Source organism: Cohnella suwonensis, from assembly GCF_042655365.1.
Lineage (GTDB): Bacteria > Bacillota > Bacilli > Paenibacillales > Paenibacillaceae > Cohnella > Cohnella suwonensis.
The window spans coordinates 40,748-52,772 of sequence record NZ_JBHSMH010000072.1; the positions used below are offsets into that span (position 1 = coordinate 40,748).

The 12,025-nt window shown below is 55.3% G+C and carries 12 protein-coding genes; 9 read left to right on the top strand and 3 right to left on the bottom strand.

All coding sequences use genetic code 11. The features are described 5' to 3' along the window. Window positions 1–79 precede the first annotated feature (79 nt). The 4 genes from mmsA to ACFPPD_RS18645 all read left to right on the top strand — a co-directional run bounded on the left by mmsA (window position 80) and on the right by ACFPPD_RS18645 (window position 3,770). Window positions 80–1,609, top strand: a complete 1,530-nt coding sequence (gene mmsA / locus ACFPPD_RS18630) for a multiple monosaccharide ABC transporter ATP-binding protein (protein WP_209749203.1) — start codon at window positions 80–82, stop codon at window positions 1,607–1,609. A 4-nt stretch (window positions 1,610–1,613) separates the two neighbouring features. Then, complete coding sequence (mmsB, locus tag ACFPPD_RS18635; protein ID WP_209749204.1) at window positions 1,614–2,777, top strand: multiple monosaccharide ABC transporter permease; 1,164 nt, start codon at window positions 1,614–1,616, stop codon at window positions 2,775–2,777. Between the two features lie 118 nt (window positions 2,778–2,895). Continuing rightward, a complete protein-coding gene (locus ACFPPD_RS18640; RefSeq protein ID WP_209749205.1) occupies window positions 2,896–3,423 on the top strand; it encodes a hypothetical protein in 528 nt (175 codons plus the stop codon). Beyond that, entirely contained in the window at window positions 3,423–3,770 is a 348-nt protein-coding gene (locus ACFPPD_RS18645; RefSeq protein WP_209749206.1) for a hypothetical protein, read from the top strand. The genes ACFPPD_RS18640 and ACFPPD_RS18645 overlap by 1 nt, the downstream gene beginning before the upstream one ends. Before the next feature lie 39 nt (window positions 3,771–3,809). On the opposite strand, the gene ACFPPD_RS18650 is transcribed toward ACFPPD_RS18645, so the two are convergent. Together ACFPPD_RS18650 and ACFPPD_RS18655 are read right to left on the bottom strand one after the other, a co-directional pair. After that, window positions 3,810–4,613, bottom strand: coding sequence for a DUF4367 domain-containing protein (locus ACFPPD_RS18650; RefSeq protein ID WP_209749207.1), 804 nt, complete (start codon window positions 4,611–4,613; stop codon window positions 3,810–3,812). Beyond that, window positions 4,606–5,181 (bottom strand): RNA polymerase sigma factor, encoded by a 576-nt coding sequence (locus ACFPPD_RS18655; protein WP_209749208.1) that lies wholly within the window; start codon window positions 5,179–5,181, stop codon window positions 4,606–4,608. The genes ACFPPD_RS18650 and ACFPPD_RS18655 overlap by 8 nt, the downstream gene beginning before the upstream one ends. A 671-nt stretch (window positions 5,182–5,852) precedes the next feature. Here ACFPPD_RS18655 and ACFPPD_RS18660 point away from each other — a divergent pair. Beyond that, complete coding sequence (locus ACFPPD_RS18660) at window positions 5,853–6,563, top strand: TVP38/TMEM64 family protein (RefSeq protein ID WP_209749209.1); 711 nt, start codon at window positions 5,853–5,855, stop codon at window positions 6,561–6,563. Here the strand turns inward: ACFPPD_RS18660 and ACFPPD_RS18665 are convergent. Next, complete coding sequence (locus ACFPPD_RS18665; RefSeq protein ID WP_209749210.1) at window positions 6,511–7,299, bottom strand: hypothetical protein; 789 nt, start codon at window positions 7,297–7,299, stop codon at window positions 6,511–6,513. The two genes, ACFPPD_RS18660 and ACFPPD_RS18665, sit on opposite strands and share 53 nt — an antisense overlap. Before the next feature lie 274 nt (window positions 7,300–7,573). On the opposite strand from ACFPPD_RS18665, the gene ACFPPD_RS18670 reads away from it, so the two are divergent. The 4 genes from ACFPPD_RS18670 (at window position 7,574) to ACFPPD_RS18685 (ending at window position 11,982) form a co-directional block, all read left to right on the top strand. Further along, a complete protein-coding gene (locus ACFPPD_RS18670) occupies window positions 7,574–8,650 on the top strand; it encodes a LacI family DNA-binding transcriptional regulator (RefSeq protein WP_378082846.1) in 1,077 nt (358 codons plus the stop codon). A 117-nt stretch (window positions 8,651–8,767) separates the two neighbouring features. Then, on the top strand, window positions 8,768–10,114 hold the full coding sequence (locus tag ACFPPD_RS18675) for an ABC transporter substrate-binding protein (RefSeq protein WP_209749211.1): 1,347 nt from the start codon (window positions 8,768–8,770) through the stop codon (window positions 10,112–10,114). A 151-nt stretch (window positions 10,115–10,265) separates the two neighbouring features. Next, window positions 10,266–11,165, top strand: a complete 900-nt coding sequence (locus tag ACFPPD_RS18680) for a carbohydrate ABC transporter permease (RefSeq protein WP_378082850.1) — start codon at window positions 10,266–10,268, stop codon at window positions 11,163–11,165. Beyond that, the gene (locus ACFPPD_RS18685; protein ID WP_209749212.1) at window positions 11,155–11,982 is read left to right on the top strand and encodes a carbohydrate ABC transporter permease; all 828 of its coding nucleotides are present in this window, start codon (window positions 11,155–11,157) and stop codon (window positions 11,980–11,982) included. Before ACFPPD_RS18680 ends, ACFPPD_RS18685 begins: the two co-directional genes overlap by 11 nt. Window positions 11,983–12,025: the final 43 nt, after the last annotated feature.

Here is a 12,025-nt window from a genome sequence, read left to right on the forward strand (position 1 = left end):
TTCGAATGATTTAGCGATAGCCGCCTGGCGGCCGTCGCTAAATCATTTCTACTTTAATCAAGGAAGGCGGGGTGACGGAATGTCCGTTCCGATTCTGGAAATGCGCAAGATCACGAAGACGTTTCCCGGCGTCAAGGCGCTGGAGGACGTGCAATTGCAGGTCATGGAAGGCGAGGTTCACGCTCTCTGCGGGGAGAACGGAGCAGGCAAGTCCACCTTAATGAAGGTGCTAAGCGGCGTCTATCCGTACGGCTCCTACGAAGGCGATATTCTATACAAAAACAAAACGTGCGAGTTCAAGGATATCAAGCAAAGCGAAAATGTGGGCATCGTAATTATCCATCAGGAGCTTGCCTTAATTCCTTACTTGTCCATAGCGGAAAATATTTTCCTCGGCAACGAACAGAAGCGTGGCGGCGTCATCGATTGGAACGAAACGATCGTACGGACGAGAGAATTGCTCGCGACCGTCGGACTGAACGAAAACCCGAACACTCTTATCGCAAGCCTGGGCGTCGGCAAGCAGCAGTTGGTCGAAATCGCCAAGGCCTTGTCCAAGAAAGTGCAGCTGCTCATTCTGGACGAGCCGACCGCGGCGCTTAACGAGGAAGACAGCGAGAACTTGCTGAAGCTCATTCTTCAATTGAAAGGGCAAGGCATTTCCTCGATTATCATCTCACATAAATTGAACGAAATCGCCAAAGTGGCGGATTCCATTACGATTCTGCGAGACGGGAAAACGATTGAGACGCTCGACATGCGCGCGGACGAAGTCACCGAGGACCGAATCATCAAAGGAATGGTCGGCCGGGAGTTGACGCAGAGGTATCCCGAACGCGACCCGAAAATCGGCGGCACGATTTTCGAAGTGAAAAATTGGACGGTATACCATCCGAACCAGGCCCGCAAAGTCATCGACAACGTACATTTCCATATCCGTAAAGGCGAAATCGTCGGCATCGCCGGATTGATGGGCGCCGGACGGACCGAGCTCGCGATGAGCATCTTCGGGAAGAGTTACGGCCGCGGGATCAGCGGTCAAATCCTGAAGGACGGCCGGGAGGTTCAATTCCGCTCGATCAGCGAGGCGATCGATAACGGCGTTGCTTACGTGACCGAAGACCGGAAGCATTACGGCCTCGTCCTGATCGACGACATTAAACGGAACATCTCGTTGACCAGCCTGAAAAAAATATCGCGCCGGACCGTCGTGAACGAGAACGAGGAGGTCGTCGTCGCCGAGTCGTTCCGCAAGAAGATGAACATCAAGACGCCAAGCGTCCTGCAAATAACCGGCAACCTCAGCGGCGGCAATCAGCAGAAGGTCGTGCTGAGCAAGTGGATTTTTTCCGAGCCGGACATTCTCATTCTGGACGAGCCGACCCGCGGCATCGATGTCGGCGCCAAATACGAAATCTACACGATCATCAATCAACTGGCCGCGGAAGGCAAAGGTGTGCTCGTCATTTCGTCGGAGCTGCCGGAAATTCTCGGGATGTGCGACCGGATCTATATGATGAGCGAAGGCCGAATCACCGGGGAAGTGAACCGGGAGGACGCGACGCAGGAACAATTAATGAAGTATATGACCAAAGGCAAGGGGGAGTAAAGCGATGGAAGTTCTAAAAAGCATGCTCAAAAATAACGTGCGGCAATATGGCATGATCGTCGCGCTGGTCGTTATCACCGTCCTGTTTCAGGTGCAATCGGACGGCATATTGTTGAAGCCGCTGAACATCACGAATATCATCCAGCAATACAGCTTTATTCTGGTGCTAGCGATCGGAATGGTTCTCGTTATCATAACGGGTCATATCGATTTGTCCGTCGGTTCGATCGCGGCGTTCGTCGGCGCCTTCGCGGCTATTATGATGGTCGATTACGGTATGCCGTATTATGTCGCTATCGTGCTATCGCTGCTGATCGGAGCGCTTGCGGGCGCGTGGCAAGGGTTCTGGATCGCCTATATGAAGATTCCTTCTTTTATCGTGACGTTGGCCGGGATGCTCATTTTCCGCGGCCTCACGATGGATATTCTGGACGGAAAATCGATCGCTCCTTTCCCGAAGGAGTTCCAGAAAATGAGCAACGGTTTCCTTCCGGACTTCGCGGACGGGAAGCTGCACATGCTTTCGATCGTGATCGGCATCGGCTTATCGCTGTTAACGGTATTACAGGAAATCCGGAACCGCCGCACCCAATCGAAATACGGCTTCGACATCCTGCCATTGCCTTGGTTTATTTTGAAGCTGGCAGCCATCGTAGCCGTCATCAACGTATTCACGTATGTTCTGGCCGAATATAAAGGGATTCCTTTCATCCTGATTATCCTTTTCTTCCTTGTCGTCGTGTACTCGTTCGTCATGAAAAGAACGGTCATGGGCCGTCACACGTACGCGCTCGGGGGCAACGAGAAAGCGGCGAAGCTGTCCGGGGTGAAAACGAAACGCGTCACTTTCTGGGTATTCGTCAACATGGGCGCGCTGTCCGCGCTGTCCGGCCTGATCTTCGCCGCCCGGTTGAACGCGGCAACGCCGAAGGCGGGCGTCAACTTCGAGCTTGACGCGATCGCGGCCGCCTTTATCGGAGGCGCCTCCGCATCCGGCGGCATCGGAACCGTCATGGGAGCGATCGTAGGCGGTCTCGTTATGGGAGTGATGAACAACGGCATGTCGTTGATCGGCGTCGGCATCGATAGGCAGCAAGTGATCAAAGGTCTCGTGCTGATGTTGGCCGTCGGATTCGACATTTACAACAAGAGGAAGAGCTCTTCATAAAAAAATCATTGTATTTTGCTTAGAATAATGCAATATTTTGTCGATTGATGTTGCAACCTTTTGTTTTTTCCGTTGTGTATACTTTGTACAACTACGACAACGGGAAGGCGGAAGGCCTATGATAGGGAAAGCAATGGGATTCGCGTTAAAGGCATGCGGCTTGGCGTCAATCGCGGCGTACGCTTCGATCGGCTTGTTCGCGGGAACGTCTTACGCCGAGGATGGCCAACCGGTAAGCTCGGCCGGACAGCCGACGACATCGGCAGCGACGCCGCTGGCGTTGACGTCGGCGCCGATCGTAGAGCCGAACAGCGTTTTTAATCCGAACGATCAGTATTTGGACAACGGCACGGTGAGCGCGACCGTATCGGGCAGCACCCTTACCGCGAGCGCGGCGACTTACGCGACTCAAACCGTCGATACGATCGGCATTACTTTTTATTTGCAGAAATGGAACGGAACTTCATGGGATACGGTAAGCGCGGGCACGATGAAAAGCGCGACGTCTAGAAACTCTTATTCGACCGCGATGAGCTATTCCTTAACGGCGGGTTATTATTATCGGGCCCGGACCGTCCACTGGGTCATGAATGGAGCGGTATACGAAGAGGGGACGCGGACCAGCAATTCGGTACTGGCAAGCTGATGGGCCATTGGGACGATTGGATTCGCGAAACCCATCCTCAGCCGGAATCGGAGGACGTGCCCGATTCGACGCTGATTTCGATCGCTTTCCGGAAGGAAATGAACCGGCTTACGCTCAACATGAGGAATATTCTCGTCTTGGACGGGAACAATGGGGGGCGGCTCATCTCCGACCGCTTCCTTTACCGGTACGAAACCGAACGTCGCACGCTGTTGATCTACAGGAAGGACGAATCGGAAACATTAGGACCGAGGAATTCGATCGAGATCATTCTGACCGGCAGAATCGCCGATAACCGGAACGCGAAGATGAACATCCCGTTTCATTTCAATTTCAAGACGAGATAAACGAAGAAGAGACCGTCCGATAGGGCGGTCTCTTTAAGCTCAGTCCCACATCTCTTCGTAAATCCGGATCACCTGATCCCGGGTTAGCAACCCGGATATGAGGATATAAAGGCCATTCTTATTCAACAATTCGATGCTGCTCGATCGATCGGTCGTCGTCAACGTGGCGGCGGAATCGCTGAGTTGGATTTGTTCGACGTTGACGCCTTCGGCGGAGATGCTGGGACCGATGCCCGAGTTGGGCGGGAGTTGACGCAGACCGACCGAAAAGAAGTTGCCTTGGTCGTTCATGAACGAATAGTAGACGTAGTCCGCCTTTTCTTTATGATTCGCGAATTCGAGTTGCGTTTCGTGCAAGGCGTAACCGTCGGGAACATAACGGAACGCCGGCGCGGTAAACGATAACATCCGGCTTGCCTGTTGTTGCGTCGCGATCGCGTAGACGAAGTCGCCGTCTACGCGATCGATCGTCAATCCTTCCAAATAATCGGGCGGCGGAGGCGTCTTCGCCTTGGCGGCCTCTTCGTCGCTATCGCGGCCGAAGAAATAGGCGATGACGCCCGACGGGTACGTTTTGATTTTCGTATAGACGGGGTCGATCGCTTTGGCCGCGTCGGTATTGCCGAAGAGGAGCGCACCGACGAGAAGGGAAGCGGCGACGATGCCGAGTTTGGTCATCGCGGAACGCAGTCCGGTTCGCCTGCGCCGCGCGGCGAGCCGTTCCTGCACGATCCTCCAGGAAGCGGAAGGGTCGGGGGTCGCGAAATCGCGGTCGCCCGCGTCCGTCTCGAAAGCGGCGTCGAACGCAGCCTCGAACCCTTGTTCGAAACCCGCTTTACTCATCGCGGTTCCCCCCTTCCCCATTCAGCATTCTCCTTAAGTAGCTGCGAGCCCTGTGAAGCTTATGTTTGACCGCCGATTCCGTATCCTGAACTTCGGCGGCGATTTCTTTGTAGGACATGCCTTGTTTCCACTTAAGCTCGATTAAAGTTCGTTGTTCGGGCTTCATGTCCAGCAGATGGCGGGAAACCTGCTCCTCGAGCGATTTCGCGACGACCTCCTGCTCGAACGACGGCGTCGCGTAAGCAGCTTGTCCGCCCTTGTCCCAGTGGAACTCCAAGCTGATGTCGTTACGGAATTTGCGCCTTTTGCGAAGGTGGTTGATCGTATGGTTTTTGGCGACGACTTTAATCCAAGCCTTCATATGTTCATCGCTCTCGACGGAAGGGCGCTTGCTGACGGCGGTCAGGAAGGACTCCTGAATGATGTCTTCCGCGGCGGAGTGGTCATTGATCATCGAATAGATCGGACGATAGAGGAATCGGTAAAATTCGCGGTAGATTTCTTCCTGCAGCGAGCGGTTCAACCCGTCGAAGCCCGGGCCCAGCAGAAGGAGCAAGTTGTCGCGCATTCGAAAATCACCTAATTTCGACAAATGTGGAAGCCAAGAGCGAATTCGCTCCCTTTCAGTGTAGTCGAAATGGAAGGCATAGAGAAGCAATTTCTTCCGGGCTCAGGGCAATCGCTTACGAGATCAATGGATCGGCAGGAGTCGTTTAGGTCAAGTCGACGGATGCGATAACCGCCATTTTGACCGTTATGACCTTTTAGAGAACCCGTCCCCCTACATAACGGTCATCTTGACCGTTAAGTCCTCTACAACCCCCAATAGACAAGGCAAATGGGAACTTTAACCGACAATTTGACCGTTAACCATCTACTAAGATGTCGTTTTTTTATTGACAACGGTCATTTTGACGGTTATCCCTTATCGGATGGCGGTCTCGCGTTTTCGTAAGCGATTGCCCTGCTTCAGGGCTTGCCAGCGTTGCTTATAGGTGCCCGAATTGTGTACGATACTGAGATGTAAGTTCAAAAAGTCCGATTTTGATCACGAAGTATATCTGGGAGCTTATACTGCATCGAATCTTGAATTCAGCCGGGACTTCCGGTTCTCACGTAGGTTTGCCTACGCTCCGATCCTCATTCCCTAGCTTCTTTCAACCTTCTCGGTGCTGAAAACCGAACTTTTGAACTTGAATTAAAGAAGAAATTGGCAAAGACAGGAAGGGGGCGCTTCGCATGAGCCGATCGTTGATGTGGAAAGTGGCGCTGATCGCGGTCATCGTTGGGGCATTGCTTTGGATCGATTTTACATACTTGAAGGCAAATCCGGAGTCGATCAGGGAATGGGTGCTCAGCTTCGGTTGGATGGCTCCGGCGTTGTATATCGGCATGTATATCGCGCGTCCGTTCATCCTGTTTCCCGCGTCGGTCATGTCGATGGCCGGAGGACTGGCTTTCGGAACCTGGTACGGCATGGGGTACACGCTGATCGGTTCGGTGACCGGCGCGGTTCTCTCTTTTCTTCTCGCTAGGAAAATAGGGGCGGGCTTATTCAAGGGGAAAGACGATCCGAGGCTCGCGTCGATCGAACGGGCGATGCAAAGACGCGGATTCACGATGGTGCTTCTGCTAAGGATCGCGCCGTTCGTGCCGTTCGATCTCGTCAGTTACGCAGCGGGAGCGGCGAGGGTGAGCTTGCGGGCTTTCCTGCCGGCGACGATCATCGGCACCTTGCCGGGGACGTTCGCTTACAACTTCTTGGGAGCGAGCTTCTCGAAGGGGAGCTGGAAGGACGTCGTCATCGCGGGCGCGGTGTTCGCCGTGGCGCTCGCCGTTCCCTTCCTGTTCCGCCGCAAGGTGGAACAGGAAGTGGAAAGCGAAGGAGGCGATTCGATCAGAGCGGAATCGGAACGGCTCCCGTCAGGCCGTAAAAGAGCTCGAGGGTAACGAAGCTGCCGGGTTCGGCGGGCGCGTTAAGCACCGTCTGCGGAATGACCCGGCCGTTGTAATTCACGCGCACTTCCGTGTTGCCTCCGATCGGGATGCCGGCGACGTTGCGAATGAAGCCGAACGGCCCGAAGCCGACGAGTCCGGTCGATTCCAACGCCTGGCGAATCGTGATGCCGGGATAGAAAGGAATGTAGTTCGTGTAATTGACCCTAGGGAACGCGGCGCCCCCGAAAATCCGGACGGTAATAAAGGCGGGCGGCGGCACGGGATGAGGCGGGAACGGCGGCGGAATCGGAATCGGGATCGGAATCGGAATCGGGAACGGCCCTGGCGGGAACGGCCCTGGCGGGAACGGTCCGGGCGGGAAAGGTCCGGGCGGGAACGGCCCCGGTCCACCCGGTCCACCCGGTCCACCCGGTCCACCCGGTCCACCCGGTCCCCCGGGTCCTCCTCCGAAAATGCCGCCCGGTCCGCCGCCCCCTCCGAACAATCCGCCGAACAGGCCGCGTTCCTGCGGGAATACCCACCAAGGCACGTGGCGCACGACAGGGGCTGCCGTTTCGCCGCTTTGGTGCAGATGAACGATGTCGTCTTTGGCGACGTCTTTTTTATTTTTTCCGGATGCGGCTTTCGCCGCGGCGGATTGCGACTGGCGGGACGAGAGCTTCGCTTTCGGATCGGCAGTCGCTTTGCGTACGAGCGGCTTCGCCTCCGGCGACCGTAACTTAGGCATTCATGTTCCTCCTTTGCCCATACATAGGCAGATAACGGTTAATGCAGGATATGCGCCCGCCCGGATTCGGTGCGTTTGCCGGCCGACGATCTCATCATCCGCGCGACTTGAAGCGATGTCCTTCGCCCGCGCGATGCGAATAAGTTAATCGGTTAAACAAAGTTAACGAAATTAACGTACATAATTTCGGAAAAACCCCCTTGTAATCGCTTTATTTCCGACATATAATCGCCTCATAAGGTTAAACGCTTAAGTATAAAGCGAACATCCGAGGATGATCGACTACAATTCGAAGCAGGTGACGGGAAGCATGAAGCGCATTACGATTCGGGACGTGTCCGAAAGAGCGGGCGTGTCGACGGCGGCGGTATCCTACGTTCTGAACGGGCGCGAAGGGAAGGTATCCGCCGACACCGTCGCCAAGGTCCGCAAGGCGGCCGAGGAACTGAACTATATACCGGACTTCTCCGCGAGAAGCCTCGCGAACAACAAATCGAAGCTGATCGGCGTCGTCATTCCCCAGACCGAAGACCGAAAGCAGCTACTGCTGCAAAATCCGTTCTACTCCGAGTTAATCTGCGGCATCGAGGCGAGGTTAAGGCAATCCGGCTACCATATGATATTGTCCGGCGTCGAGAAGGGCGAAGGATACTTGGACACCTCGATGCAGCGTAATCTAGACGGAGCGATCATTACCGGAATCTATCAGGAAAGCTTCTACGAGGATTTGAAGAAGGTAAGGATGCCGATCGTCTTGATCGACAGCTACATCTACGACAGCCATTTCGATTCTGTCGGCATCGACGACGAGTTGGGCGGGTATATGGCGACGAAGCATTTCATCGAAAACGGTCACGCGAATATCGCGCTCGTCACGGGACTTATTCGCAAGGACGGGGTCGTGGAGAAAAGATTCCTCGGCTACAAGCGGGCGCTCAAGGAATCGGGGTTGTTTTACAATCCGGATTACGTCTTCGAGCATTCGGTAACTTACGAATACGGCCAAGAAGCCGCGCGCCACATCGCCTCGAACCACCCGGAAATCACGGCGATCTTCGCGACGAGCGACCTGATGGCGATGGGGGCCATGCAAGGCATACGCGACGAAGGCAAGGAGGTGCCGACAAATATTTCAGTCATCGGCTTCGACGATATCTCCGTGGCGCGAATGTGTACCCCCCCGCTCACCACGATCAAGCAAGACGCGATCGCCAAAGGGATCATGGCCGCGGAAAGGCTGCTGGCGGCGATCGAGCATGCCGATCCCTCCGTTCCCGCCGTGCCGAAGGAGCCGATGGCGATGCCTCTCGCTCTCGTGGAACGCCAATCGGTGCGGAGGCAAACGTTCTAGCACGAGAATCGAATACTCGCGGATTCGTTGGGGAGGTGGTTGCGACAGGCATCGCGCAATGGCATGGCCGCTATTCCGAATCGCCCGAAGTTCACAAAGATTAAGGAGAGGGTTCGAATGTTGAAAAAAAGCGGGGTTATCCTGCTGGTTGCCATCATGACTTTCATTAGCGCTTGCGGTTCCGGCAATAACAATAACGCGGAAAGCGGGTCCGCGTCTCCTTCCGCCCCCCCGTCGGCGTCCCCGTCGGCATTGCCGTCCGATTCGCCGGAACCGGCCAAAGATCCGGTGACGATCAAGCTGATGATGTACACCGCGAACGGACAAGAAGAAACGCTCAAAGCGATGGTTGACGCCTTCCAGCAAGCCAATGCGGACGTGAAGGTCGACTACGAAGTCGTTCCGTACGCCGACTACGATACGAAGCTGACGACGCTGCTCGCAAGCGGCGGGGAACCCGACCTCTTCGAGGTAGGCTACGAGAATTTCCGGACGTACGCGGCCAAGGATTTGCTGCTCGATCTGACGCCGACAATCGCGGCAGACGCTTCATTCAAGCCCGAAATCTACAAGAAACTCGCCTACGACGCCTTTAATTACGACGGCAAGCAAATGGGCGTAACGGAAAGCTTCTCCGATGTCGTTCTGTTCTATAACAAAGATCTGTTCGACGCCAAGGGCATGAAATATCCGGACGCTTCGTGGACGTGGAAAGAAGAATTGGAAGCCGCGCAGAAGCTGACGGACGCCAAGAAAGGCATTTGGGGTACTTACGCGCCGATCCAATTTTACGAATTCTATAAGACGATCGTGCAGAACGGCGGAGGCGTGTTCGACGCGTCGGGCAAGCCGACGGTGAACAGTCCGGCTAACGTGCAAGCGCTTCAATGGATGCTCGACAAGGCGAGCAAGTACAAAGTGTCACCGGCGCTGAACGACGACACGTTTAACCAACCGGACGCCGATTTGAACGCGTTCAAGGACGGCAAGCTCGCGATGGCCCGGTTCGGCATCTGGAACTTCGGCGGCTTCAAGGACGTGCCGTTCAAATGGGACATCGCCCTCGAGCCCGGCCAAACGCAAAAGGCGCATCACTTCTTCGCGGACGGTCTCGTTGCCTCCAAAAACACGAAAAACGCGGACGCCGCATGGCGCTTCATGAAATTCATATCCAGCGACCCGTCAGCCGTCAGCCTGCGCATTAACGCGGGATGGAGCGTGCCCGCCGTGGCGGACGACGCGGTCATGGACGCGTATTACAAAATCGCGCCTCCGGAATCGAAGAAGGTCGTATCCGAAGCGCTCGATACGCTCGTGCTTCCGCCGGTCGGGCCGAAACCGGAAAAATGGAACGAGCTGAAGACGGCGGTAGGAGACGAACTGGATAAAGCGAAGCTCGGCAAGCAATCCGCTCAGAAGGCGCTCGACAACGCGCAGAAGAAAGTCGAAGAGCTGCTGAAATAAGAAGTTCGCTTCGCCGGCAATCGCTTTACCCGGTTCGCCGGACGGCGGGGCAATCGTATTCGGGTACGGTTGCCCCGACCATCCTCTTATTGTAAGTTGACGTCGAAATTTCGTATAGAGGTTTCGGCGAAGTTCCCGCGGAGAAAGGAAAATGATCATGGTAGGACAGCGCAAATGGAACCGCCGCATCGCCGTCGTCGTCTTCCTGTTTCCCGCGTTACTCGGTCTGCTCGCGTTCCAATTGTTGCCGATGGTTTCCTCCGTCGTCATCAGCTTCACGGATTGGGATCTGCTCGGCAAATGGACGAACCTTCATTTCATCGGGTGGGACAATTACGCGCAAGTGTTCGATGACGAGAAATCTGGAACTTCCTTCAAGAACGTTCTCGTGTTCCTGGTCGGCTACATGCCGGCGATCGCGATTCTCGGAACGTTGTTCGCCGTGATGCTCAATCGCGGAATCAAAGGCATCAAGTTTTATCGCGCCGCGGCTTTCGTACCGGTCATTACGTCATGGGTCGCCGTTTCGATCGTCTGGCGATGGCTGCTGAACGGGCAAAGCGGGCTGTTGAATTATTTGCTGTCGCGGATCGGCATAGAAGGGCCGATCTGGCTGCAAGACGACCATTGGGCGCTCATCGCGATTATCGCGGTCACGATATGGAAAGATATCGGCTTCGTCTCTATTATTTTGCTGGCCGGGCTGCAGGATATTTCCGACGATTACTATGAAGCGGCGGAATTGGACGGGGCTTCGGCATGGAGCAAACTGTGGAGGATTACCGTTCCGATGCTGTCCCCGACGCTGTTCTTCGTCGTGACGATCTCGCTCATCAACTCCTTCCAGTTGTTCGACCAGGTGTTGATCATGACGAACGGCGGTCCGGCGGGGGCGACGAGCACGATCGTCGAGCAAGTCTACAAAAATGCTTTCCAGTTCAACAAAATGGGGTTCGCGGCGGCGCAGTCTTGGGTGCTCTTCCTTCTTATTTTCACGGTAACGATGATCATGCAACGGCTGCAACGGAGGTGGGTCGTCTATGAAAGATAGAAGCTTCGTCCTCAAGAACGCGCTGACGCACTTGATTCTGGCCGCCGCATCCGTGATTCTCGTTTTCCCGTTCGTCTGGATGTTATCCGGAGCGTTCAAGGAAAAGCTGGAGGCGGTCAAGATGCCGCCGAAGCTGCTTCCCTCGCATTGGAACTTCGATAATTTCAATACGATCGTGCAGTTTTTTCCGCTCTACCGTTTTCTGCTGAACAGCGTTGTCGTCGCCGTCGCGACGACGGTTCTCCAACTGCTCATCTGCGCGATGGCCGCTTACGCGTTCGCGAAGATCCCGTTTCGAGGGAGGCAGGGCGTATTCGTCCTCTTCCTGACGACGATGATGGTGCCGAGCCAAGTGACGCTCGTGCCCTTGTTCATCCTCTTCTCTCAGACGAACCTGACCGACACTTACGCCGGCCTTATCCTTCCCGGCTTGTTCAGCGCCTACGGCACGTTCCTCCTGCGCCAGAACATCATGACGATTCCCGGCGAGCTGATGGAGGCCGCGTTCATGGACGGCGCCTCGTACTACCGGGTCTTCCGAAGCGTCGTACTGCCGCTCGTCAAGCCGACGCTCGCGGCGTTGACGATTTTCGCTTTCATGAGCTCTTGGAACAGCTTCCTGTGGCCGCTTATCGCGACCCACAGCAAGGAGCTGATGACTTTGCCGCTCGGCCTGAGCCGGCTTCAAGGCAAATGGTCCACGGATTGGAACTTGCTCATGGCGGGCAACGTCGTCAGCTTCATTCCGATCTTCGTCGTTTATTTGTTCGCGCAGCGTTATTTCATTAAGGGAATGACGATGACGGGCATCAAGTAACTTACCAAATCGAGAAGCCGCCGGGCGGCCCAGTTGGAGGAAT